This window comes from Bartonella gliris, assembly GCF_045277155.1.
Classification (GTDB): domain Bacteria; phylum Pseudomonadota; class Alphaproteobacteria; order Rhizobiales; family Rhizobiaceae; genus Bartonella; species Bartonella gliris.
On sequence record NZ_CP123962.1, the window covers coordinates 1,110,223 to 1,132,664 of the forward strand.

The following is a 22,442-nucleotide window of genomic DNA, read 5'->3' on the forward strand; positions in this document are numbered from 1 at the left end:
ATATTTCATATTTTCTCTGGATTTATGGACTTCATACAGAATTTTGTTTTGCTAAATTTAACTTCTTTATTTAATATAATGTGCAATATTTCTTTAAAAAGCTAAAAATATGTGTGAAGATATTGTTGCTATTTTTAAAATACCAGCTAGCATAGCGTGGAGAAGAGAGTTTAAGTTCTCCTCATAGTAAATTTATACATTTTTAGGGCGCCAGATACCTGTAATGTTTCTTTTTAAGCGAATTTTTTGATGTATATTTTAGAGGTAAATAACTTTGTCTATATCAGAAATAACAATGCATTTACCTATTTTTATGAGACGTAAAATACAAAATGTATTTTATGAGTGGTTTTTGTTTTTTAACGAACTGCTGAATGCACAACGAAACTGTCAGGGAACACCATTTTTTAATAATGACACATAAAATAATCCCAAAATATATCATTCAAGCCACAAAAGAAATTATCAATCGTCCAGGTCACGCCGATTTTCCTTTCTTTCTTTTCGATGCCGATAGTGCTCTGGTAAAAGTGAAAACACTGATATTAGCCAGCAAGAAGCACTTTGCCAATGTCAACATTGCCGTTTCTCTTCAATCTTGCTCACTTGGAATCTTTTGCAAATTGTTGGCGGAAGAAGGATTAAGTGTAGAAGTCTGCTCTGCTGGCGCGCTCCAACTTGCTTCTGCCATGGGATTTCCTAATGATCGCATCATTTTAAAAAACCCTTGCAAAAATACTGAAGATTTGTCTCTTGCCCTAGAGAAAAGTGTTCTCATCCACGTGAACAGTGTCAACGAACTTCGCCAGCTTAATAGATTAGCTGCTAATAAAGGCAAATGCTATGGCGTGAGCATTAAGCTTTCTTATTTATACCGTGATGGAACACACTTCCAGCTTGGGATAACTAAAGAAGAATACATCAGAGATATCTTGCCTTTATTATCCAAATCCAAGCATCTTTATCTAAAAGGCTTCCATCTTTACCTGGGTTCTAACCTAGAAAAACTCTTAACAATCTCTGATACTCTAAATGATTGGCTTCCCTTTCTTATCGAATATATGCCACCATCAGGACATCTTTACATAGAGAGTGATTTTCTTGCTCATTGCATTTCATCCGTCTCAGAACCTGAAATCTGTAATCCAGAAGCTATGCTCTGTAGCATTCATAATGTGCTAAATAATCATGATCCAAATCTGCCTAAAAAATGGAAGTTGATTTTTAAGCCAAACTACTGCCTGAGCGAAAAAAGTTGCTACGTGGTAGAAAGAGCTTTTGGCTATGAATACCGCAATGATGCCCAGGTAATGCAGACTTATTTAAGCATCAATCAGATTCCTTTCATACATAATAGACTTTATTTCCCAATATTGTTGGATGATCCGAATAAAAAAATGAGCCAAGAGGAGCAACTTCTGACTCGCTTTAACTGTTTTGAAAATAACTCTCTGGGGCTGCAGGAATGCCATAGTTTAAAAGAAGGTGAGCATTTTTTGATAAGAGGGCTCCATAACTTTGATATGCAAGCTGCTAACGAATGGACACTTAAAAAACTACCGGTATACGTCTGGCTAAAAGGAAATGTGCTCACCGCACGACTGCCCTCCCCCATTTTCGCTAGGGATTTATTCCACCGAGAAGAAAGCATCTCCGTGGATGACAATATCCAATTAGAAACACCATCAAGAAAGTTTTCCTCTGCACTGTATGAAATTATTCACTTCAACAAAGAATATTTCAGTGAATTTTTGGCATGGCCACGTTTTGTTAATCATGAAAATGATACGGCTAACTTTCTGGACTCCTGTTTTCTCGCGCATCAAAAAGACGAGGGAAAAACATATGTTATTTTGTTCAATGAAAATCCTGTAGGTTTACTTTCTTTCAATAGCATCGACAGTGAAAATAAAACCGGATATATTGGATACTGGCTTGATAGAAGAGCTCAAGGTCATGGTATTATGACACGCGCGATAAAAGCTCTTGTTAAGCATTACTCTTCACATCGTATTATCAAGCGATTTGTCATCAAATGTTCTACCGCTAACCAGAAGAGTAATGCAGTTGCAAAACGGTGCGGCTTTGTATACGAAGGAACCTTTAGACAAGCTGAATATTTAAATGGCATTTTTCACGACCAGAATATTTACAGCTGGATTTCGCCTGATAGCTGATACAGCCACAGCGTACCTGTTTGAACCAATTGTTCATTGTATAAATTTTTTCCTGCATCCAAAAACTATAAAAAATGCAGCATAGATAAAAAATAAATTAAATGAACCCCAAAATGTAGTTTTATGTTAGATTTTGTACTCAGTCGGAAAAGATGGAATTAGAGAAGAATATATGATACGTTCGTCGTTTTTATAGATATTTTTGACCACTAAATGCATTGTTTTTAATTGGATTTTCACAACAGAAAATCAAAAAAGATTTCTACTTTTATTTTAAAAGACTGTTAATCCGTATCTTGTGTAGTTGTGAGATGTGCTTTTTCCACTTCGATTTGGCGTTTCAAATGTAATTTTAGAAGCGGAAAAGTCGCTTCAACTTCTTCCATATCATTAATGTTTTGAACAAGCTCTTGCAACTTTCCATAAAGCTCTGCCGCTAATTCCGCTATATCTTCAGGGGGGAGTTTTATGTTTGCATCACGATAGATTGTGTAGGCTATCCCTCCAAGCTTTTTCATCAATCCAGCAGGGATAGCTTGCGGCTTAAAACCAGACGCTTTCGCTTTTGCTATATCTATAAACATTTCACCATTGCCAGTTACAAGCCAATCTAATGAAACACCACAGATTTCTTGGTATTTGGAAAGAGCAGAGGCGGTAGGTTCACTTATACCAGTTTCATAAGTTCCTATGGAACCAGCAGTTACACCAAGATGTTCGGCAAATTGTTTGCGCTCCGCAAAACCAAGGATGCGGCGCACTTCACGAAAACGTTTTGCCAGTTCAGTTTTAGGTTCTGCTTCTGGACGTGCCAAAAAAATTACTCCAAAATCAATATAGTTATATTGATTTATATTCACCACTACTGCCCGTTAAGAGAGGCAGTGATTACACACCGAACCCCACACAAACGAATGTTACAGTATTCGTTTAAGCAGGAGCGAAATTTATGACAATCACATAAAACCGGATCGCCATAGCATTTTTCCGAACTACGCCTCAGGAATATGACCTTAGCGAAACTCGTGAAAGTTTACCAAACACCGTCATCCCGTGTCAAAAACATTTGAACACGGTCCAACGAAAAAGCTGAACGTGCTATTGCCGATCTTATCGGTTTGCTCGTTGAGCAAAGCTTTAGTGACCACTACCCCAAAAGCGGCCATCATATTTTTAAAGTAGCAAAACAGCCCAATACAGTTTGTTCCGTTCACTCCGTATTTACGAGAATGCCGCTTGAATCACATTATCAGGATATGCCTCTTAAACGCATTTCCCATGCGTTTTAATTAAATAAGGTAAAAAGTTTATCAATGTCTAAAAATCAATACGAAATAGGCAAGATAATTGATCTTCTACAAAAATAAGATTATCACCCCTTATTTCAGAGGCTAAATATTTACAAGCCATTCTTGCTTATTGTTAATATCAATGGCACCAATTTAGCCTTGGTTGAAAATAATGAGATCTTAGAGCGTTTTGTTCATCGTCAAAATAGTCCCTTGTGCGTATAAATTAACAGACGTTTGGCAAAGCATATAAAACGTCGCAAGCCCTATAGTAAAAATTTTGTAGCACACATTCACTTTTAGGAGGTTGAAGATCTTGGAATGATAAAGTTTCTTACCGGCATTGGCTTAAAAGCTGACACTTTATGCCAAATTGACAAAATCATAATGTTGGTGCACATGGCAGCTTATGGTAGTGGAATAGGCTAACTCTTAAACATATAAAAGATGCATGGAAAAACCGCACTGTGGAGAAATGAGTATGACCCCTTTATGCGATAAGGAATTATCCGATACACTTGTTGGTCTTTATGACGACTATCAGCGTGGTTTTGATATTGGAGAACAGCTTAAATTGTGTGTGAATTTAGCTCTATCCCTTGAATTGGAACTAAGTATTCATCGTTTAAGCGAAGCAGATGCGGTTTTAAAAGAGGAAATTTTACAAACCTTGCGCCATCGCAGAAACTCTCATTCCAATGAGGATGAAACTGACACTGTTATTCACATGGATTTTGAAGGACGCAAATAATAGAGTATAATTCCTCTATGATGAGAGATTGCTTTGTACTCTGCTTTGCTTAAATAGGAAACGAGAAGAACTGTTAAAAAGCTCAAGACAAAACCGATGCTTTATTCGCTAAAAACTTTAACCTTAGCACTCACTTAATCTATAATTTAAAAGCAAAATATTAAATGTAAAGCATCATAAATGTTTTTAACTGGCTAAGAGCATCGAAGCAGTAATTGCATCAGAATTTGATGGATTTTTTATCGGAATGCATGGAACCTTGGCCTTATTGTGATTGAGGTCCACAACGCATCATTTGAAGAAGGAAGAAATCTAAGCATCAATCTTGGAGAAGGAAAGGTAGAAGGTGTCAAAGGGCAGTTCCCACTTAGCCCTCCTTCGGAATTGATACTTAACATACTGGACAAAGAAGAGCTTCTCAATTACGTGTGTCAGAAATTAGTAAAGAGGGTCCTCCCCTATGATACAAAGCATTCAACCGCAAAATGAAAAGTTTGACGGATTGGCTGATGATTATGACCTCTATCGTCCGCGCTACCCCCTCACCTTATTTGAAACCATGCTGCTTCCTTTCAAGGACAAAAAGCATTTGTCCATCGTAGATGTAGGTGCTGGGACAGGCATCGCATTAGAGGGAATTGTCAAACTTCTGGGAAACAAACACCAATATCATGCTATCGATATATCGACAGACATGATTAAGCAGGGGCAAAGAAAATTTCCTACTGTGCAATGGTATCAAGGTCGAGCCGAAAGCCTATTACCCCAAATTGGCGAGGTCGATTTTGTCATTGCGGCGCAGGCATTTCAGTGGATGAATCGCCCTAAATTGCTTTGCGCTGTCTCAAATCAACTCCGAGCCAATGGTGTAATGGCGGTCATTCAAAACAATCGCGATTTTAAGCATAGCGAATTTCTAGCCGCTTATGAGACATTATTAGAGAAAATGAGCCCTAACTATTCCCGTTATTATCGTAATTTTGATTTTTTACAAGAAATGAGCAATGGCTTTGGGGTAAATCCAGAAAAAGTTGCTTTCCATACACACAATTGGACGATGACAATTCCGTCCGAAGCCTTTATTGGTATGAGCCGCTCCTCAACCCAAGCGCAACGCGCCATTGCTAGCCACGGGGAAGAATATTTGCGGCAATTGATTGCATTGATAAAGCAATATGAAGTGCAGGGAAGTTTGGAGATTTTGTATCGAAGTGAACTCTATATGTATGCAAGATAATCTTACAATCTGTGATTGCCTCCTTTACTTTTCGACGCACCAGAACAAACGATGTTTGGTTGACCATATTTGAGTTCTGCTGAAAATAATAAATTCTCTTGTAGATTAGCAAAAAAAGAATTCATAGCTAAATTATCATGTGTTTATTGGAATAAACTTTGAATTCACCAAAGTTTATAAAACCCAATTTTTTATAAATGCCAATTCCCTCATGAGAAGCCTGCATACCAATAACATGACATTTCTTTCTTTTTAAATGCTTAATAGCAATTTTTGTCATTAATGTCCCAATACCTCTTTTCTGAAAATCTGGATTGGTGACAATATCATACACTCCACCGACTCCATCTGCTTTCATACAAAAACATATTGCTATAGGATTGTTATTTATATAACCAACGAACATATCTACATTAGGGTCTTTTTTATAATAACGACCTATTGTTTCATAAAATATTACCGCCTCTTCATCAAAAGGCTCGAATACTGACGCCATAACATTTCCATAACCTATAAAATCTTGAAGTGATTCAACTTCCTTAATTTTGAAATTATCCAGCATGGAAGTAACATGTGAGTCTATGTCTTGCGCTAAAGCCGCCATTCCTACCTCTGTTTCAACATGCTCTAAACCAATAGATAAGAGAACTTTATCGACGTTATAATGAGACGAATGAGGTCCAACCCACCAAGCTAAAGGTAGTTTCTGTGCATTAAAGGAATCGATTATAGACTTTGCTTGGTCTACATGTATAGTTTCTTGTAAATTTTTAGCAGAGATAATATTGAATGTATCTGAAGCAAATGTTGAATTAACAGAAGATACCCCATTTGAAAAATCAACAACTTTCATTTTAGGGCATAATTTCGGTAAAAAACGTACCTTTGAAAAAAAATTTTTCTCTAATGATAAGTCGATTTTTGATTTGTTTAACATTTGCTCTCTTTGTAATTGTTCATCATGTTAAATTGATCGTTTAATACTGGGGCTGTAAAAAAAATCCGTCAGCTCAAAAGTAATACCAAATTCTTTTAAATAATCCTCTATAATCTGCAAGACCGCAAACGATCCGCCGCCAATACTAAAAAATTACCCTCTGGGACGATATTGTTATTCTCCAATATCACAGACCCTATTGCAATAATTTGCTCTTCAGAAATACGGTTTTGCTTTGATAATTTTGCGCTGTAGATGTTCATAAAATAATCTTTATCTATTTTTCCACTTTTGTTTAAAGACCACATATCAATAGCAATTATAAAAGCAGAAACCATGTAATTTGGTAGTATATCATTCATTTTATTTCTCAATAAAGCTTTGTTTATTCCACCAACGTAAAAACAATACAGCTCTGGGTATGAAATTTTTTGATGATGCACGCAAACAAAAAAGCAGACTGAACAGCTTCTATTGATTCAATAGCGTTTTTTATTTCTTCAATGGATATTCGATACCTTCTAGGAACTTTAATCTGGTGATCTTTTCTGCCTTTGAAGAATAGCTATTATTATAATTTTGCATTAAATCTCCTGTATAAAATTCGCCATTATATAATGTCACACCCTTTTCGTTTATATGACTATATGCGACGTGCTCTCCGCAAATCACTAGCTCGTCAAATTTTGTATCAAGTTTTAATGCGTTTTTATAAAGAGGAAATTGTACAAACCTTACGCCATCGCAGAAACTCTCATTCCAATAAAGATGAAACTGACACAGTTATTCACATGGATTTTGAAGGACGCAAATAATGGAGTATAATCCCTCTATGATGAGAGATCCTCTGATTGTTTTGCACTCTGATTTTTTTAAATGTGAAACTAGAGAACTGTTAAGAAGTTTTAAGACAAAGCTTATGCTTTATTTGCTAAAAACTCCAACCTTAGCATTCGCTTATCTATAATTTAAAACAAAATATTAAATGTAAAACAACGTAAATATTTGTAGAATAACGTAGATCTAAAGCATTTAAATGCAATTTATCGTTTTTCTTATTTTTCATTTTTGTAAAATAAGATGATGAGTGTTCCAATAACTGCAATGATACTTTGAAGAAAGTATATAGACTGAGATGAGATGCCGTTGGTATTTTTTGCTATAAATAGATAGGCTCCAAGGATAAAACATCCAGAAATACCATTAAAACTTGCCTGTAATCTTCCCTGATATTGGGGATCACAAGAAAGTTGTGATAAAGAAATTGAAAGAGCCCAGCTTGAAAGTCCCAATCCAATCATGAAATAAACAGGAAAAACAATGGGTGTGTATGTATTGACAGACAGAATGATAAGACCCATAGCCATAACAGCCAATAAAAATGCCAATGTTTTTCTGATGGATAAAACTTTACAAAAAAGTGGCAAAAGAAGCGCACCAGTAAAGACACCCGCTGAATAAAGCGCTTCCAATATTGCAAAAATCCTGCTATCCGCGTTCAAAACCTCTTGTGTATAGGGAACCAGAATAACAGGAATGGTCATCAAAAGAGTCATAATAATCATCTGGCTCATATAAGGCATAAAAAGAACCGGATTTTGCTTAAAATAACGAAGTGACGATATATAATTTTCCCACCAGTTATGCTGATTTTGACTCTTAGATCTTCGGTTTTTAGGTACCTTCATTGCAAAGTTAAAAAAACTAGCAAGAATAAAGAATATACCGCCTGTTAGAAGCGTTCCTTTTGTTCCTGCATAGGCGAGTATAAATCCACTAAACCCCATACCTATGATAGTGCCAAATTCATAGACCATATCGATTGTTGCATTTGCATTGACGAGCTGTTCTTTTGGAACAATACTTTGAATCAAAGGAACAGCTGATGGCATATAAAAAGAGATAAAAATACCCAAGAGGGCAGATAAGATCATCAATTCAATTTCTATGCCCAATTGCCAAAGTATGACCCAACCCACGAGCACCAAACCTCTGACAAGATTTGAAATAATGATCTGCATTTTACGATTGTATTTATCCGCCAATACACCAAAAACAGGCGCAAAAATAATGCTAGGCATCCAAAGAAAAAACATCAGAAGTGCTACACCACGAATTGAGCTCGTCTGATTATAGGCAAGCCATGACAATGCGATATAATTTAGCCCATTTCCAAATGCAGCAAATAAGCCGCTCAACGTAAAATAGAGAAAAGTTCTATTTTCGAAGAGAGCAACGCGCTCTTTTAAATTTGAAGCAAACATAAATTATCCCCTCGTACACACGTCATGTAGTATGCAGTTTAACCTGTTTTAAAACATATATTTTTTACAATTTTGTGTTTCAATTGGTTAAATTTGAGAAAGCAAAATTTCTAATTTTGATGCTTTTAAATTTTTCGTTTTTTCATAAACACGTGCAACTAATACAGAAACTACAATTTCGAAAATAAAAGCACTTTTTGGCTAAACCTAAGACAACAGGCCATCGCTCTGACCAAAAGTGCAAATCGTAAGAGATCTCACTCTCGAAGCAAGAAAAAACTACAAAAAGGTTCGGAGTAAAAAAAATAAATTAAGAGAATTAAAGCCTCCTAATTTAGATATAATCTTCTGATTTTATTGATAAATGGCGGAGAGAGAGGGAGCGTTATATTTATATAAAATCAATAAGTTATATAAAAGTTCGGGAATTTTGATTCCGTTGATTCTTTTAACTTATTTTATGTCTATCCCGAACCTTTTTATAGCTTATACTCAATCGTTTTATCAAAATATGAAATCAGATTTTACAGTATAGTGCTTGACTCTTTTTTATTGATCGTATAGTGACGATATACGATAAGGGGCGGTAATGGCAATTGTGAGTTTCAAACATAAGGGGTTAAAATTATTTTATACAACAGGTTCCACAAAAGCTATTCGACCAGATCACGTGAAAAAGTTACGCGTTATCTTAACGGCTTTAACAAGTGCTACGACGCCTGAAATGTTGAAAGCACCTGCCTTTAAAATGCATCCTCTTAAAGGCGAACTTACGGGATATTATTCTATATGGGTGAATGGAAATTGGCGTGTTACTTTTCGCTTTATCGGAACGGACGTGGAGCTTGTTGATTATCAAGATTACCATTGATGAAAGGAACGAAAACAAATGATGCATAACCCCGCACATCCGGGCGAAGTTCTAAAAGTAGCTTTCTTAGAAGAAATGGGGATAACAATACAAAAGTTAGCTGATCATCTCCATATGACAAGAGCTTCTCTATCAAGAGTGATTAACGGACATGCCTCTATGAGTACCGAACTTGCAGTGAAATTAGAACTAGCTGGTTTTAGTAAAGCAAAATTTTGGCTGGATATGCAAACGAATTATAATTTATGGCAAACAATGCAACAGACACAACCACCTATTTCTCCTCTGGTTTCTGATTCACCTCAAACGCCGCTTTGATTATACTTTGGTTTGTTTTTAGCCGCTGCCCATTAGCCTAACCTTTTTGTAGCTTTTTGATTGCTTCTATTGCAAGTCGTTTTCTATCAGCTGTTTTGGTATAAAGGGATGCCATTTTATCTTCTGTCCAGCCAAAAAGCGCTTTCATTTGCGAAACTGTCGCACCAGCATTGGCTGCACGTGTTGCTGCTAATTTTCGCAATCCATGGGCTGATTTTTTAATACCCGCCGCATTACATGCTTCACGAAAGAGGTTGCCAAAACTTTCTTTGACAAGCTTATTTCCACCTTTACCACAAATGAATGTTTCATTACCTATGGGACCAATTTTAAGGGTTTCCTCTAGTTCTGGTAAAATAGGAAGAAAAACATCTGTTTTAAATTGGCTCTTTTCTGTTTTGAGATAAATGATATTATCTTTGACATCTTTCCAGCCGATACGAACGGCATCACCACGGCGCAAGCCTGTATAAAGAAGAACATCAATCCAGACGCGTTCATGTGTACCATGTGACCAACGGTGATAATATTTGTCTATGTCCTCTTCTAGCCATGGCAGTAATCCCTCACTGTTCAAAGATTTTGGTGCTTTTATATTAAAGGCAGGATTTTTATTTAAAAGGGCATTATCAACCGCCCAATTAAAGAGACCGTTTAAAGAGGTCAAAAAATGTTTTGCCGCTGCAGGAGTATCTCGCCTTCTGTCTACGGCGTCAAGAATGTGTTGTTTGTTTATGCTTTTATATGCACGATCACCGATATGTTTAGAAACATTATTCAGAATTCGATACTTAACTTTTTTAGTAGATTCTGATTGATTATGCCATTGCATGCTTTGTAAATACTGATGTAACAACCAATCGAAAGACCCTTCTGTGAGTCTGATACGCCTCTTTGTTTTGGAAGAGCCATTTTGCGCTTGTTTAATAGCCAGCGTATAATTGTCAACAAACTCTTGCGTTCCATAGGTTCCTTCAATCCGAAACCGTGATCCATGACCAATACGTACATACCATATAACTTTACCATGGCGTGTACGTTCACGAACAAGATGCGGTGGACGGCGTTTTGGCATGGCTAAAACTTTATACCGTCAACAGAGAGACAGCTTTTGCTGGTCTCGTAGTCTTCTTGTTCATTTTCAAGTGGTGGAAAATCGTTGATGCTATAAGTATTATCTGTCGTTGTTGGTGTTATAGTTTTATTGATATGAATTAATAATTCCCCTGTAGGTTTGATTTCTATAAGTTCACACCCTTGTTTTTTAGCTTCTCTTAAAGCACGAGCAATAGCTGGTTGTGTGATAGTAGGTGGGCGGTGTGGCATGTTTATTCCCCTTCATTTTAGATGTAATTCACCCGTGGCGTGAATCATGCTTGTGTTTAAAAGTTGGTTTGTGGAGTTAGAAACGGCTTATAGAGACACTATAAGATTAGTCGTTCGTATTTCTTTTCCATGGTTTATTGCCTCTCGCCCGTTGTGATGATTTCATCATTGATGATCTCTGCGTTTCCATGAATAAATGCATAACCGTAGATTTTGGCATTTCCCCCAACTTTTGCTCTGATGGAAATCAATGGACTGTCATAAATTTTAGCATTTCCATAAACTTTAGCTTTTCCACTAATAAATGCACCACCGGAAACTTGTGCATTTTCGTAGATTTGTGCATTGGCAAAAACACGAGCATGTCCAAAAATCTGCGCATTGCCAAAAATATTGGTTTCTCCGGTAACAGATGCACTACCAAAAACACATGCGTTTCCGTAAATATCAGAAATATTATCAATATAAGCTTCACCAAAAACCTTGGCTTTGTCATAAATTCTTGCACAACCATAAGCACGAGCCTTTCCGTAAACACGTGCATCCCCAAAAACCTTGGCATCACCATAGATCTTTGCATCATCACCTATCCAGCAATTGCCATCATGACTCAAGTTGTCTTCTTTTTGTATAAAACCGCCTAGGTCGTCTGCTTTAACATCATCAAAATCCCTTAAAGCACGAATGCGGTGAAGCGTTTTGCCATCAACCTCAGTTGTTTCATCAGTCATTTCGTATTTTCTCATCTGGTCTTTTCTCCAGTTGATATGGCGGTATAGCCGCCAACGTGTGCACCAAGATGAACTACCGCATCCCCGTAAACTTTTGCGTCACCATACACTTCTGCATTGTCATAAATTCCAGCATCACCGTAAATCCTTGCATTATCGTGCACAAGTACATAACCACCAACCAAAGCATTGTCATAAATCTCTGCACCATCATAAATCGAGGCATGCCCATAAACCCGTGCATTACCATAAACCTTGGCATTATGATAAACCCAACAGGAGTTCTCATGAGATAAATTGCCTTCACGCTCTATATAACCGCCTAGGTCACCTTTCTCGACATCAGAAAAGTCTCTCAGTGCACGAATGCGGTGAAGAGTTTTGCCATCAACCTCAATTGTTTCATCAGTCAGTTCGTATTTCTTTTCCATGGTTTATTGCCTTGATTTGCGTACAATCCACCCGTAGCGTGAATCATGCATTACTTAAAAGTTGTTAGGAAAGGGCGGGGGTGCTGGGAGGAGAGAGCACCCCCATATGTAAAAAGTTTGCAAGTTTATTTTTTAGATGTGTTCAATTTCATATTTCCAATCAGGCAATTGAGTAAGAGCTAATGCGAGTTGTCCTCTATGGCATATGCATACATTGGCTTCAAAACAGGTGATTGCAACGCGCTGTTTATTTAAAAAAATTTGATATAATTTGTTTATTGCACAAGAATTATTCTTGAGAGTTGTATTTTGATAATCTTCAAAAAGGCGGTCATAATCTTTTTGTGTTTTCAAATTTCTTCGTTTTTCAGAAGCAATTCCAAGTTCAGGCATATGCATATATTCAATATCAATATTGCTTACAGCTTTCTCTAATTGTCTTTTCGAAAATCCGTGTTTTCTACTTATTGGATTTTTACGAACATCACATAAAGTTTTGATATTGTTTTCTATGAGACTCTTAAGATAATTCTCAAGGGACTTCCCTTCATAGCCAATGGTAAAAAAACAAAATTCCTCATCTTTAGCAGGCTGTATGATAATATGTTTGGTGTTACACACGTTTAATTTCCTTGGTAAATGGGTGGGGGTGCTGGGGGAAGAGCACCCCCAAACTTCAAGCAGCTTTTGTCAAGATCTGTTTCATGTCTTGGTTTATTTCTGCTAAGAAGGATTCTACTGCTTTATTAATCTCTTCAATTTGTTTCTCATCACGGTGGATGCGTTTGATTTTCATTCTCAAACCAGTAGACCTGCCTACAAATTGCGGATTATAGCTAATGAAATGACACCATTTGCGTCCGGTGCATGCCATTTGGAATTGCATTTGCGCGAGATATTCAGGTTTGATTTCATCATCCATAAAAAAACGAAGATGGTTGATTGATTGTGGGCACTTGACCTCAACTAAACCGTCATCACCAATAAGTCCATCAGGGCTTGCACCAGCCATTTCTATTTTGGGGTGTGGGATAAACCCGCATCTTGTGACTTCTGTGTCATAAATGAATTCATATTCTCTCAAAGCATTCTCTTCATGTTCAATGCCCCATTGCATAGCAGGTGTTGTATAAGATTGGCTTATTTCCCCTGTTAAGCGCTCTGTCATGAGTTTGATTTTGTAGTCTTCATATTTGCTGGTAGGCAATCCTTTAGCTGTCTTACTCAGGACGTTGTAAATGTTTGAAGCAGTGACTTTTCCTAGCCGCGCTTGAAACCATTCTGCTGTTCGTTGCTCCATTTCACACCGCCGTTCCCTGTTCGTGTGGCGTTGCTATATCGGCATCTTGTATAGGAGAATCTGTTTCTACCTTTTGCCTGTTTTGTTTATCTTTCAAAAGATGTAACACCGTCTGTGCTTGTCCTTCAGACATATCGTCAAGCTTTTTGACTTTGACATAAGTAAGTATTTTTTCTTCTTCTGTTTGGGTTTGTACGATGAGTCTTCTGATTTCATTGATCTGTTGTGGAAAAGCCTTTTTAAGAGGTGTGTTGCCATCCGTATCATCATCTTCACTCACAACATTAAGAAGCATACCTAACAGATATCTACGTGCGTATGTGATTGCAGAACCAACCGATTGTATATTTGATTTGCATCCTTTAGTGTCATAAGGAAACTTTCCTTCTGTTGAGATTTTATTTCCAGACGGATGCGTCAAAGTCATTTCTATAATTATATTGTCTGAACTCTGTTCTTTGATACGAGAAAACAAAGCAAATCGGTATTTTGCAAGAGTATTTTTTACAGCATCAATGTACTGGTCAAGGGTTGCATATTGGCTGTTTGTATGGGTGTTTTTAGAGTTTTTTTGTATTTTTTGATATTCTATTTGCATATTCGAAAGATCACAGGCAAATCTTTCGTAGTTTTGTCGTTCTATTTCTTTTTCTCGTAAGGCAATGAGACGCTCGAGACGGTCCATATCGACATCATTTTCTAAGGCTCTGTTTAAAATGCGTTCCATAGCAGTTGGTTTGACGGCTACATGATGTGTTTCTGCAACTTCTGTTAGGTTAGTGTTTTGTTCACTCATCTTGATTTCCTCCTATTTGAGCGCAATTCCCCCGTGGCGTGAATCACGCTGGTGTTTTAAAATGGTTGTTTGTGTGCTTAGAAACGGCTTATGTAGCTTATATCGCTTGCTGAATAGTCACTTTCGTAGATGATTGAATTGCGTCCACGAATTTCAAGATTACCAGAAATATTTACATTATCGAAAATATATACTCCATCTAGAATTTTCATATTTCCGGAAATGTGCGCTTTATCACTTATATAAGCATCTCCATAGACACGGGCATTGCCATAAACATGGCCCAAAACTCGAGCCTCACCATAAATTTGTGCATTGCCGTAAATTTGCGCATCATATTCAACATATGCTTCACCGCAAACTTTTGCATTTTCATAAACACGCGCCCTGCCTGTAATTTTTGCGCGTTCAAATACTTGTGCATTGCCGAAAATCTTAGCGTCACCATAAACCATAGCTTTATGCCAAACCCAACAATCGCCTTCATGCGATAGGTTGTCTTCTTTTTGTATATAGCCGCCTAAGTAACCTTTTTTAATATTTCTAAAATCTCTTAATGCACATATGCGATAAAGTTTTTTACTTTTATCGGCTCTTGCATCATAAAATTCTTTTATTTCATCAGTCAGTTCGTATTTCTTTTCCATTATTGCGTCCCTCAATTAATGCATGCTTTGTCTTTTAAGCTCTTGAGAGAGCACACCAATGCCTTTTGCTGTGATTTTTGCTGAAGGAATGACTTTTTCTGTTCCACTTGCGGTTTGAAGTGTGATGGTTGGACAATCCATCAGTTGTTTTTGGATTTTGTCTTGATAAGGAAGCAAATTTCCACCTGCTGCACGCCGGTAAACCCAACCTTTTTGCTGTAAGAAGAGAATGAACTGTTTTGGTTGCATCTCGAGTATTTTAGCAGCTTCGGTAAGACCAAAGAGTCCATTATGACGCTGTAAGCTTTCAAGTGCCATTGCCTTTGGTGTTAAATTTTCAATGATGGTGTCTTTTTGATCTATTTGACCTTGTAGGTAATTCAAAAAACCAATCATAGCCTTTGGACTTGAATAGTCGATTTGTGGTGTTACTGCTTGCTTTTCCAATTCTTGCCAACGGTCTATAATCCTAGCACGTAATGTCATGTTGTAACCTGAGACTAAAATGAGGCATTCACGCTTGGGGAGATGATAGCAATTTTGAGGCTTACCCTGTTTATCTAAATAGGTGGATCCAAATTTGGATTGACCCCCTTCAGGATATAATTCTCCTAACATTTGCCGAATATCACGCATAATATGCGCATGTTGCTTACCGCATAACTCTGCAATTTCACGACTAGACATCGTTTGAACTGTTGTGTTTTGAAAATTGTTTTCAGATGTTATAATAAGGCTTTTCATCATCACCCCCTTAATTAAGAAAAACACAAGTTTTGGTATAATATTATGCCATAGTTTCTATGGCGCTCTGCTTTAGCTATTTTCCTTGCTGCGTGAATTTTGAAATAATGATTATCGGTTTTATCTGTTTCTATTTCAGATTTTGGACAAATCTTCTGTCTGTTCCATTCTTGTTTTGTAAAAACAAAATCCACGCCTTCTTTTAGATCAAGCTTTTCAACACAATCATTAAACCAAGTGGAAAAATCTTGTTTCAAATGTAAGTGCCTATGCATTACATGGGCATTGACCATTTGGACATAACCGATTTTGTTGTCTACCTCGTTTTCAGGTATGAGATATCCTTCACTATCATTATCATGTGTGGTCATAAGTTTACTCTAATCAATTATTGATGGGAAAAGGGGAGGCGCTTTTAAAAGCGCCCTTCAGAATTTAAAGCACATCACAAGGACGCAAACGGTGTTGTTGTTCGTAAGTACCAAACATCTCATCATTATATTTTTCGTCTGCTAAATCAGATAAAAGGTCATGATAAGCAACACTTTCACGTACAAAGTCATGAACCTCACTCTCCTCATCGAGATGATCAATGTTTTTTTCTACATATACTTCTGCAATTTCTTCAGAGATATCTTCACAACTATTTTCAGAAGGATTTATACGAAAGATTTGGAAGACATCATCTCCCTCATCAATAATGCTTAGAATTTGACTTGCATCAAGCGGTCCAGACTCTGCAATGTGTTGATCTCTATCGAAGTAAACTAAATGAACTAATAAAATTTCATCGGAATTTATAAGAATTGGATTTTCCATAATTTCTCCTCCCTAACGCCTCTTGGCAATTGTTTGTGCGTGGTTTGTATAATTACTTATATAACTATAATTATAAAATATCAAGCAAAAAATTATAAAAAGTTATATTTTTTATAAAAAATATTATAATATCTTGCTGAATAAGAGGGGAGGATAATTAGCGATAAGTCCGAATCATCTTGCTGTAAGAACTTATTGGCAAAATAGCAAATATCTCTCCAACCCACACAATTTTAACATTCTTAATAGGTAAGGCATTCCAAGAAAGCAGATCTATTTCACCATTCATTCCCCTGCTAATCTGCTTTATATATCTTTTATTATCATGTGTTAAAATAACGGCTTCTTTGCCAAAAAAGGATTCTATTGTTTTAATTTGGCGCCGTCTTACGATAACCATATCTCCATCTTTATAGGCTGGAATCATAGAATCTCCTTTAACTTCAAAAGCAACCATATCATCAGGTAAAGCAAAAGGAATTTCTACTTGTTCAAGACCATCTTCAGGGATTTGTTCAAAACTTGGATCTATCTGTGTTCCTGCTCCTATATACCCCATAAGAGGAACAAAAGTTGTGAAGTGATTATCCCCTTTTAGTTCTTTATATAATTCTAAAATGGCATCTCGATTAGAGCCGCGTGGATCAGAATCTTTTAACCACTTAGACACTGAAGCTTGTGTTACGTTTAGCCGTTTGGCTACATCTTCTTGCGTTAAGTTAAACTCGGTCAAAATCTTTTTTAATGTGCTTATGATATTAGATTTATTACTCATACTTCTGCTTACCTTATTTTTTTATCGTTGATAAAGATAATTTTCATTGACTTTATATAACTATAATTATATGAATAAAATAAGACAAAGCTGTAATTGGAGCTTGTAAATGGATCAACGAGAAGATTTTAAGAATTTGACTAAGTCAATACGGGGCAAATTTAATTGGACACAATCAGAAATGGCAAAAATGCTTGGTGTAACTCAAGCAGCTGTTTGCAAGTGGGAAAAAAGAGGATCTATCTCCGTAATAAATTATCTCAAGCTGCAAAAGTTGAAGGATAGTTCTAGCCCTATGCCTGCTTTTACTACTTCTCCTACAGATAATAATGAACATCAACAGCACCATTCACACTCTTAAAGAAGAAAGATCATGAGAAACGGGATATTGAAGAAGATTTACACCCAGTTTTGTAGATTAATAGGTTGTAATACGAAAATTGAGAATGGAGATAAGTTTGTGAAAGAATTTATACAAATACCGGATCGTGATTGTAGCATAGAAGATCTTATAAAACGACATAGAACTCATACAAAAGTTCTTGCAAAACAAGAAGAATGGCATAAGTCACAATTTGATAATTGGATGAGATGGCATGAAGCCACTCTTGCAGAGCGAGATAAGTCAATTGAACAACAGCAAGTAGTACTTGAAAACCTATCCTCTTTAATTAAGCAAAAAAATGAAACGCTATACAGCCAAAGGCTAAAGTTAGCTTCACAGATGAAAGTTATTGATGAATTAAACAATAAAATCACTGAGTTAATCAACAAAAAAGAAGAACCGAGATTGATCGATTTTATTTTTGCAGGAGAAGTTTTTTAACTTGCGTCATTTGAGCCAAAAATGAGGATTGTTAATTAACAATGAATCATTGCGAGGTTCCTTTTTCAAAAACATTTTTGCAAGACAGGCAATCACAACGCGCTCTGTCACAACAGCAGCATTTAGACTCTTAAAAAGAAAGATCAGAGATGATAGATGTCCCACAAATCTCCATAAGCAAAGTTCAGTTGATTGATCTTGTTAATAAGATTGGACGGGAAGACATATATTATGGTGTCCGTTCGCCTCAAGATACATGTTTTGAAACACGCATAGATCCCTTATCAAATGGTTGTCTTGTCTATATACTGCATAGTATCTTTGCACGTGATGATAAAAAATATTTTCCGTTATCGCCGTACGATGATTTTAATAAATGGTTTTTATCTGTGTTTACGCAAGCTTTTACAACTTGGTTTGATAATCATTTTTCTCAAGAGTTATCATCTTTTTATCGCTTAAGTAAGCTAATCTTGTTTATGTGCTTAGTCGAAAGTAAGCTTGACTTCTTAAGGGATGATCTCATCGAAAAAAGAAAAGAAGAAATCGAATTAATAGATAATGCGTGCAGTGTGTGTCTGAGTTGAGTTAATCCAATTTTTTAAAACTTATAACTACGCGCTCTGTCATAGCGCACATATAAATACTTAGAGCCTTAAGGGGGGATTATGATCACTAACGCACAAACCATTTTATGTCTTGATCTAGGGACCAAGACAGGCTGGGCGATATGCGGTGCGGATGGTCACATAACAAGCGATACAGAAGATTTTCAATCACGCCGTTTTGAAGGCGGTGGCATGCGTTATTTACGCTTTAAACGGTGGCTTACTGAACTAAAGAGATCTGTTGATGAAATTGACGCGGTGTATTTTGAAGAGGTGCGCCGGCATGTGGGTACAGACGCTTCTCATATTTATGGGGGCTTTCTAGCAACCTTAACAGCGTGGTGTGAACATCATCAGATACCATATGAAGGCATTCCTGTTGGCACAATTAAGAAGGCAACAACAGGAAAAGGCAACGCCTCAAAAGAAGAAATGATTAAGGCGGTATGTGCAAAAGGACATGTGCCTAAAGACGACAACGAAGCAGATGCTTTAGCAATTTTATATTTAATAAAAGAAGGGGATGCGCATGTCTAATGGTATGCCATGGATAAGATTCCATTTGTATGACTGGATAAGTGGTACAAATGGAATGACGTTAGAGCAAAGGGGGGTTTATATAACCCTTCTCGTTTGCATGTATGAAAAAAAAGAACCACTTAAAACAGATTTTCAAACGCTTGCACGCGTTTGTCATTGTTCGCAGAAAAAATTTGCAGCTATTGTCGAATATCTTATGAGAAATAATAAACTTGTTGAGACAGATAATGGATTGTGGAATACGCGCGTTGAAGAAGAGCTGAACGATTTTGCTGATAAAAAAGAGCACATATCGCAAGTTCGTAGTGAGGCTGGTAAAAAAGGTGCACAAGCAAAAAATAATACAAAACAACATGTTAATAATTTTGCTGAAGCAAATGACAAGCAAAACGGTTTTTTTGCTGAAGCAAACGCTAAGCAAAATCAAGCTATAAAGAACCAGAATAAGAATATATATAAAAAAACTAAAACTATCGTTTTAGCAAAAAAAGAAATTGGTTCTGAAAGTTTAGAAACAACTAATTTGGTTCAAGAGCCAACAGAGGTTGCTGCTGTTGAAACCACATCAGAGCAAATCACAACATCATCAGACAACCAACCTTCCATTCACGAGCAAGAGAACGTTCCCAAAAAAGCAAAACGAGCGCAAGCTAATCGCGGTTGTCGATTGCCAGAGGATTTCAAACCTAATTTGCAATACGCAATCGATCAAGGATTAACCCATGATGAGGCGCTGTTAGAAACCGAACGGTTCACAAATTACTGGATAGCAAACCCAGGAAAAAATGCAAACAAACGGGATTGGCAAAGGACTTGGTACAATTGGGTCACAAGCCCTATCGGAATGCTAGCAAAGAAAAAAGCAAGATTAGAACAGGAAAAGCGGTTAGGTGGTCATTATGGAAAATTCACTCAGAAAACTTTCACAGAACAGCTTGCAGAAGGCTTCAACGAACTCAGAAATCATCTCTCATCTGGAGAAGATTATGGAAATGATCAGTCCGGGGTATCCATTGACGCTGAAAGCTGGGAATACATTGACGAAACAGGAGGAAGCGCAAACCTTAGATGCTTGCAATCGTCTACAAGCGTTGCTCTCTGTGAAAGCTTCAGTTAAGCAAATTGAGCAAGCTTCTTTCCTACTCTCAAGCATGAGAGTCCCTGCGAACACAGATTCCAAAGCCGTTGTCCTATCCTATAGCATGATGCTGGAACGGATTTCAGCATATGCTTTGAAAAAGGGGGTCGAAGATATCGTAACTGGTCAAGCAATTGGGATATCAAAAACATTTATGCCAACTTGTGGAGAGCTTTTAACTTATTGCCAGACACTAGAAAATACCCTTCTTTCAAAAGCCGAAAATGTACGGAGAGCAATTGAAAACACACGTGAGAAAGCACTCAAAGAAAAAACAGCGAAAGAGCATTTTAGAGCACTAACGCTTGTTCACAAGAAAGAGCTTGAAGAAACTTTAAATGGTCTTGGGGGAACAGTGAAAAACATTGCAAGTTAGCAAAATAATGAAAAGTGGTGATGGTTTTGTGTTTAGATTTGCGTTTAAATCGACAAAAAGGCACCGTACAGAGCAATTTAAAGATTTTACGATGAAAACCATATCTATAATACAAAACACTCTGTACGGTCAAATTTAAGGTAAATAGACCCATAGGTAAAATTAAGGTTTTAAACATGCGAATTTTACAGCACCTGTTCTTAAAAAAGCGTAAACAACCCATGCAAAAAGAGTTTGTTGCAACAGCTGTTGGTTATGTTCCTTGGGGGGACGGAGCAGAGGAGTATTTTTACAACCTCTACGAATATCCTGATGGCACAAGAGAGTGTGAAAAGTTTGATGGCGGACAGTATTATACCATACCAGAAAATGCAGATTTTAGTACCAAGGCGCAAGTAAAAGCGTGGGTTTACGGTGGTAATGTTCCTAGAAGCGTTTTGAATTACGAGCCTCTTATAGACGAGATCAATAAAGAGATCAAAAAATTATCGAAAACCGCAGGAAATAAATATGTTTACAGATAAACAGCTAAGAGCCTTGTTTGGTATTATAACTTTTATATTTTTATGTTTTTTAGGAATTAAAAAAAATCTTGATTTTATTCAGAGTATTTTGACATTCGCATCTGTTTCTTTGGTAATAGTCACAACGGTTTTTGCAATTTTATGCAATTCCAATATTCCTTCTGAATTGCAGAGCAACCCAAAATACAAATGCGGAAATACAACAGGTTGGAAGATATTAACACGTGATTTACAACAGTATATGCATAGACTTTTAAAGCTAATAAGCTTAGCGCTTGTCGTTTTAATTTTCCCAAGTAGTTATAAAGAAACGGTTTCTTTATCTGTTATTTCTAATTACGTGGAGCATAAGCTTTCTTTTTCATTGGATACTGTACTTTGGTACTCAGATATTGCTCTTTGGTATTACTTTTTAGTTTGTGTATTGTTTCTTATGTTACATACACGCAGTTTAATAAACATATCTATCCTTACGCTGCAGTGTTCCATTATAAAGCCATAGTAAAATTTCCGATTTTATAAAACTGTTTAGATTAAATGGCGTCGTCTCTTCTCAACGTTCATAGATGAAATCAACCAAAACATCAAAAAATCATTGAAAACCGCTTGATTGCATTAATAGGAGCTTGAATCAAATGCTTACACCATTTGGCAAAACCTTACGTAAAATTCGTATTGATCGAACAGAACGTTTATTAGATATGGCTAAGAAATTAGGCGTATCTATAGCGTTTTTATCTTCTGTAGAAATTGGCAAAAAGCCTATACCTGCTGACATGGAAGAAAAGATCATTGAGAAATATGCTTTAAATGAAGAAACGGCTTCTATCTTGAGAAGAGAAGCAAATATTTGTCGTAAGAATTTTACAATGAACTCTTCTGACCCACTTAACCATGAAATTTCTAACACGTTTGTTAGAATTTTTAAGTCTCTTTCACAACAAGATCTGACAAAGTGCAATGAACTCATGGAGAAAGTAGAAAAAAAACGGTGCTTGCAGAATAGAATACCTTGAT

The 22,442-nt window shown here is 36.6% G+C and carries 31 protein-coding genes; 14 read left to right on the plus strand and 17 right to left on the minus strand.

Going from position 1 to position 22,442, the window contains the following annotated elements:
• Window positions 1–374 precede the first annotated feature (374 nt).
• Entirely contained in the window at window positions 375–2,177 is a 1,803-nt protein-coding gene (rimL, locus tag QHG54_RS04880) for a 50S ribosomal protein L7/L12-serine acetyltransferase (protein WP_406603946.1), read from the plus strand.
• 284 nt (window positions 2,178–2,461) lie between these two features.
• On the opposite strand, the gene QHG54_RS04885 is transcribed toward rimL, so the two are convergent.
• Window positions 2,462–2,992 carry a helix-turn-helix domain-containing protein gene (locus QHG54_RS04885; RefSeq protein WP_406603947.1) on the minus strand — a complete coding sequence of 177 codons (531 nt, stop codon included), beginning with the start codon at window positions 2,990–2,992 and terminating at the stop codon, window positions 2,462–2,464.
• A gap of 955 nt (window positions 2,993–3,947) precedes the next feature.
• Here QHG54_RS04885 and QHG54_RS04890 point away from each other — a divergent pair.
• Window positions 3,948–4,217: a hypothetical protein gene (locus QHG54_RS04890; protein WP_317992711.1), complete on the plus strand. Its 270-nt coding sequence runs from the start codon at window positions 3,948–3,950 to the stop codon at window positions 4,215–4,217.
• A 460-nt stretch (window positions 4,218–4,677) separates the two neighbouring features.
• A complete protein-coding gene (locus tag QHG54_RS04895) occupies window positions 4,678–5,454 on the plus strand; it encodes a class I SAM-dependent methyltransferase (RefSeq protein ID WP_406603948.1) in 777 nt (258 codons plus the stop codon).
• A gap of 127 nt (window positions 5,455–5,581) precedes the next feature.
• On the opposite strand, the gene QHG54_RS04900 is transcribed toward QHG54_RS04895, so the two are convergent.
• From QHG54_RS04900 to QHG54_RS04915, 4 genes are all read right to left on the minus strand, one after another.
• Complete coding sequence (locus tag QHG54_RS04900) at window positions 5,582–6,391, minus strand: GNAT family N-acetyltransferase (protein WP_406603949.1); 810 nt, start codon at window positions 6,389–6,391, stop codon at window positions 5,582–5,584.
• A gap of 27 nt (window positions 6,392–6,418) precedes the next feature.
• Window positions 6,419–6,511 carry a hypothetical protein gene (locus tag QHG54_RS04905; protein ID WP_406603950.1) on the minus strand — a complete coding sequence of 31 codons (93 nt, stop codon included), beginning with the start codon at window positions 6,509–6,511 and terminating at the stop codon, window positions 6,419–6,421.
• A complete protein-coding gene (locus tag QHG54_RS04910) occupies window positions 6,499–6,753 on the minus strand; it encodes a hypothetical protein (protein WP_317992708.1) in 255 nt (84 codons plus the stop codon). The genes QHG54_RS04905 and QHG54_RS04910 overlap by 13 nt, the downstream gene beginning before the upstream one ends.
• A 693-nt stretch (window positions 6,754–7,446) precedes the next feature.
• Window positions 7,447–8,655 (minus strand): MFS transporter, encoded by a 1,209-nt coding sequence (locus QHG54_RS04915; RefSeq protein WP_406603951.1) that lies wholly within the window; start codon window positions 8,653–8,655, stop codon window positions 7,447–7,449.
• Between the two features lie 589 nt (window positions 8,656–9,244).
• On the opposite strand from QHG54_RS04915, the gene QHG54_RS04920 reads away from it, so the two are divergent.
• Window positions 9,245–9,526, plus strand: a complete 282-nt coding sequence (locus tag QHG54_RS04920) for a type II toxin-antitoxin system RelE/ParE family toxin (RefSeq protein WP_273788906.1) — start codon at window positions 9,245–9,247, stop codon at window positions 9,524–9,526.
• Window positions 9,527–9,544: 18 nt separating this feature from the next.
• Window positions 9,545–9,844: a HigA family addiction module antitoxin gene (locus QHG54_RS04925; RefSeq protein ID WP_317992706.1), complete on the plus strand. Its 300-nt coding sequence runs from the start codon at window positions 9,545–9,547 to the stop codon at window positions 9,842–9,844.
• Between the two features lie 37 nt (window positions 9,845–9,881).
• On the opposite strand, the gene QHG54_RS04930 is transcribed toward QHG54_RS04925, so the two are convergent.
• The 12 genes from QHG54_RS04930 to QHG54_RS04985 form a co-directional block, all read right to left on the minus strand.
• Window positions 9,882–10,919, minus strand: a complete 1,038-nt coding sequence (locus QHG54_RS04930) for a tyrosine-type recombinase/integrase (RefSeq protein ID WP_317992705.1) — start codon at window positions 10,917–10,919, stop codon at window positions 9,882–9,884.
• A gap of 2 nt (window positions 10,920–10,921) precedes the next feature.
• A complete protein-coding gene (locus tag QHG54_RS04935; protein ID WP_317992704.1) occupies window positions 10,922–11,170 on the minus strand; it encodes a hypothetical protein in 249 nt (82 codons plus the stop codon).
• 134 nt (window positions 11,171–11,304) lie between these two features.
• Window positions 11,305–11,916: a hypothetical protein gene (locus QHG54_RS04940; protein WP_317992703.1), complete on the minus strand. Its 612-nt coding sequence runs from the start codon at window positions 11,914–11,916 to the stop codon at window positions 11,305–11,307.
• Window positions 11,913–12,332 carry a hypothetical protein gene (locus tag QHG54_RS04945; protein ID WP_330168560.1) on the minus strand — a complete coding sequence of 140 codons (420 nt, stop codon included), beginning with the start codon at window positions 12,330–12,332 and terminating at the stop codon, window positions 11,913–11,915. Before QHG54_RS04945 ends, QHG54_RS04940 begins: the two co-directional genes overlap by 4 nt.
• 132 nt (window positions 12,333–12,464) lie before the next feature.
• Window positions 12,465–12,953: a DUF488 family protein gene (locus QHG54_RS04950; RefSeq protein ID WP_406603952.1), complete on the minus strand. Its 489-nt coding sequence runs from the start codon at window positions 12,951–12,953 to the stop codon at window positions 12,465–12,467.
• A 55-nt stretch (window positions 12,954–13,008) separates the two neighbouring features.
• Complete coding sequence (locus QHG54_RS04955) at window positions 13,009–13,632, minus strand: lambda exonuclease family protein (protein ID WP_406603953.1); 624 nt, start codon at window positions 13,630–13,632, stop codon at window positions 13,009–13,011.
• 1 nt (window position 13,633) lies between these two features.
• The gene (locus tag QHG54_RS04960) at window positions 13,634–14,428 is read right to left on the minus strand and encodes an ERF family protein (protein ID WP_406603954.1); all 795 of its coding nucleotides are present in this window, start codon (window positions 14,426–14,428) and stop codon (window positions 13,634–13,636) included.
• 77 nt (window positions 14,429–14,505) lie between these two features.
• A complete protein-coding gene (locus QHG54_RS04965; protein WP_317992698.1) occupies window positions 14,506–15,075 on the minus strand; it encodes a hypothetical protein in 570 nt (189 codons plus the stop codon).
• 15 nt (window positions 15,076–15,090) lie between these two features.
• Entirely contained in the window at window positions 15,091–15,819 is a 729-nt protein-coding gene (locus QHG54_RS04970; protein ID WP_317994008.1) for a phage regulatory protein/antirepressor Ant, read from the minus strand.
• Between the two features lie 14 nt (window positions 15,820–15,833).
• Entirely contained in the window at window positions 15,834–16,190 is a 357-nt protein-coding gene (locus tag QHG54_RS04975) for an antA/AntB antirepressor family protein (RefSeq protein ID WP_317992697.1), read from the minus strand.
• 64 nt (window positions 16,191–16,254) lie between these two features.
• Window positions 16,255–16,638, minus strand: coding sequence for a hypothetical protein (locus tag QHG54_RS04980; RefSeq protein WP_317992696.1), 384 nt, complete (start codon window positions 16,636–16,638; stop codon window positions 16,255–16,257).
• Between the two features lie 157 nt (window positions 16,639–16,795).
• Entirely contained in the window at window positions 16,796–17,413 is a 618-nt protein-coding gene (locus QHG54_RS04985) for an XRE family transcriptional regulator (RefSeq protein WP_015856319.1), read from the minus strand.
• A gap of 109 nt (window positions 17,414–17,522) precedes the next feature.
• Between QHG54_RS04985 and QHG54_RS04990 the strand changes: the two genes are divergently transcribed.
• The 9 genes from QHG54_RS04990 (at window position 17,523) to QHG54_RS05030 (ending at window position 22,441) form a co-directional block, all read left to right on the plus strand.
• Window positions 17,523–17,774: a helix-turn-helix transcriptional regulator gene (locus QHG54_RS04990; protein WP_317992695.1), complete on the plus strand. Its 252-nt coding sequence runs from the start codon at window positions 17,523–17,525 to the stop codon at window positions 17,772–17,774.
• A gap of 99 nt (window positions 17,775–17,873) precedes the next feature.
• Window positions 17,874–18,239, plus strand: a complete 366-nt coding sequence (locus tag QHG54_RS04995; protein WP_208431513.1) for a hypothetical protein — start codon at window positions 17,874–17,876, stop codon at window positions 18,237–18,239.
• A 149-nt stretch (window positions 18,240–18,388) separates the two neighbouring features.
• Window positions 18,389–18,826: a hypothetical protein gene (locus QHG54_RS05000; RefSeq protein WP_317992693.1), complete on the plus strand. Its 438-nt coding sequence runs from the start codon at window positions 18,389–18,391 to the stop codon at window positions 18,824–18,826.
• A gap of 81 nt (window positions 18,827–18,907) precedes the next feature.
• Complete coding sequence (locus QHG54_RS05005; RefSeq protein WP_317992692.1) at window positions 18,908–19,384, plus strand: hypothetical protein; 477 nt, start codon at window positions 18,908–18,910, stop codon at window positions 19,382–19,384.
• Window positions 19,377–20,504: a YdaU family protein gene (locus QHG54_RS05010; protein ID WP_317992691.1), complete on the plus strand. Its 1,128-nt coding sequence runs from the start codon at window positions 19,377–19,379 to the stop codon at window positions 20,502–20,504. The genes QHG54_RS05005 and QHG54_RS05010 overlap by 8 nt, the downstream gene beginning before the upstream one ends.
• Window positions 20,488–20,901 carry a hypothetical protein gene (locus tag QHG54_RS05015; RefSeq protein ID WP_317992690.1) on the plus strand — a complete coding sequence of 138 codons (414 nt, stop codon included), beginning with the start codon at window positions 20,488–20,490 and terminating at the stop codon, window positions 20,899–20,901. The genes QHG54_RS05010 and QHG54_RS05015 overlap by 17 nt, the downstream gene beginning before the upstream one ends.
• A gap of 176 nt (window positions 20,902–21,077) precedes the next feature.
• Complete coding sequence (locus tag QHG54_RS05020) at window positions 21,078–21,425, plus strand: hypothetical protein (protein WP_317992689.1); 348 nt, start codon at window positions 21,078–21,080, stop codon at window positions 21,423–21,425.
• Window positions 21,412–21,927, plus strand: a complete 516-nt coding sequence (locus QHG54_RS05025) for a hypothetical protein (RefSeq protein WP_317992688.1) — start codon at window positions 21,412–21,414, stop codon at window positions 21,925–21,927. Before QHG54_RS05020 ends, QHG54_RS05025 begins: the two co-directional genes overlap by 14 nt.
• Window positions 21,928–22,060: 133 nt before the next feature.
• Window positions 22,061–22,441 (plus strand): helix-turn-helix transcriptional regulator, encoded by a 381-nt coding sequence (locus QHG54_RS05030; RefSeq protein WP_317992687.1) that lies wholly within the window; start codon window positions 22,061–22,063, stop codon window positions 22,439–22,441.
• Window position 22,442: the final 1 nt, after the last annotated feature.

Excerpts from the sequence above, each read along its gene's own strand:
- rimL (WP_406603946.1), top strand. The coding sequence starts at position 375 with ATGCACAACGAAACTGTCAGGGAACACCATTTTTTAATAATGACACAT.
- QHG54_RS04890 (WP_317992711.1), top strand. The coding sequence starts at position 3,948 with ATGACCCCTTTATGCGATAAGGAATTATCCGATACACTTGTTGGTCTT.
- QHG54_RS04895 (WP_406603948.1), top strand. The coding sequence starts at position 4,678 with ATGATACAAAGCATTCAACCGCAAAATGAAAAGTTTGACGGATTGGCT.
- QHG54_RS04900 (WP_406603949.1), bottom strand. The coding sequence starts at position 6,391 with ATGTTAAACAAATCAAAAATCGACTTATCATTAGAGAAAAATTTTTTT.
- QHG54_RS04910 (WP_317992708.1), bottom strand. The coding sequence starts at position 6,753 with ATGAATGATATACTACCAAATTACATGGTTTCTGCTTTTATAATTGCT.
- QHG54_RS04915 (WP_406603951.1), bottom strand. The coding sequence starts at position 8,655 with ATGTTTGCTTCAAATTTAAAAGAGCGCGTTGCTCTCTTCGAAAATAGA.
- QHG54_RS04920 (WP_273788906.1), top strand. The coding sequence starts at position 9,245 with ATGGCAATTGTGAGTTTCAAACATAAGGGGTTAAAATTATTTTATACA.
- QHG54_RS04925 (WP_317992706.1), top strand. The coding sequence starts at position 9,545 with ATGATGCATAACCCCGCACATCCGGGCGAAGTTCTAAAAGTAGCTTTC.
- QHG54_RS04930 (WP_317992705.1), bottom strand. The coding sequence starts at position 10,919 with ATGCCAAAACGCCGTCCACCGCATCTTGTTCGTGAACGTACACGCCAT.
- QHG54_RS04935 (WP_317992704.1), bottom strand. The coding sequence starts at position 11,170 with ATGCCACACCGCCCACCTACTATCACACAACCAGCTATTGCTCGTGCT.
- QHG54_RS04940 (WP_317992703.1), bottom strand. The coding sequence starts at position 11,916 with ATGAGAAAATACGAAATGACTGATGAAACAACTGAGGTTGATGGCAAA.
- QHG54_RS04945 (WP_330168560.1), bottom strand. The coding sequence starts at position 12,332 with ATGGAAAAGAAATACGAACTGACTGATGAAACAATTGAGGTTGATGGC.
- QHG54_RS04955 (WP_406603953.1), bottom strand. The coding sequence starts at position 13,632 with ATGGAGCAACGAACAGCAGAATGGTTTCAAGCGCGGCTAGGAAAAGTC.
- QHG54_RS04960 (WP_406603954.1), bottom strand. The coding sequence starts at position 14,428 with ATGAGTGAACAAAACACTAACCTAACAGAAGTTGCAGAAACACATCAT.
- QHG54_RS04965 (WP_317992698.1), bottom strand. The coding sequence starts at position 15,075 with ATGGAAAAGAAATACGAACTGACTGATGAAATAAAAGAATTTTATGAT.
- QHG54_RS04970 (WP_317994008.1), bottom strand. The coding sequence starts at position 15,819 with ATGAAAAGCCTTATTATAACATCTGAAAACAATTTTCAAAACACAACA.
- QHG54_RS04975 (WP_317992697.1), bottom strand. The coding sequence starts at position 16,190 with ATGACCACACATGATAATGATAGTGAAGGATATCTCATACCTGAAAAC.
- QHG54_RS04980 (WP_317992696.1), bottom strand. The coding sequence starts at position 16,638 with ATGGAAAATCCAATTCTTATAAATTCCGATGAAATTTTATTAGTTCAT.
- QHG54_RS04985 (WP_015856319.1), bottom strand. The coding sequence starts at position 17,413 with ATGAGTAATAAATCTAATATCATAAGCACATTAAAAAAGATTTTGACC.
- QHG54_RS04990 (WP_317992695.1), top strand. The coding sequence starts at position 17,523 with ATGGATCAACGAGAAGATTTTAAGAATTTGACTAAGTCAATACGGGGC.
- QHG54_RS05000 (WP_317992693.1), top strand. The coding sequence starts at position 18,389 with ATGATAGATGTCCCACAAATCTCCATAAGCAAAGTTCAGTTGATTGAT.
- QHG54_RS05005 (WP_317992692.1), top strand. The coding sequence starts at position 18,908 with ATGATCACTAACGCACAAACCATTTTATGTCTTGATCTAGGGACCAAG.
- QHG54_RS05010 (WP_317992691.1), top strand. The coding sequence starts at position 19,377 with ATGTCTAATGGTATGCCATGGATAAGATTCCATTTGTATGACTGGATA.
- QHG54_RS05020 (WP_317992689.1), top strand. The coding sequence starts at position 21,078 with ATGCGAATTTTACAGCACCTGTTCTTAAAAAAGCGTAAACAACCCATG.
- QHG54_RS05025 (WP_317992688.1), top strand. The coding sequence starts at position 21,412 with ATGTTTACAGATAAACAGCTAAGAGCCTTGTTTGGTATTATAACTTTT.
- QHG54_RS05030 (WP_317992687.1), top strand. The coding sequence starts at position 22,061 with ATGCTTACACCATTTGGCAAAACCTTACGTAAAATTCGTATTGATCGA.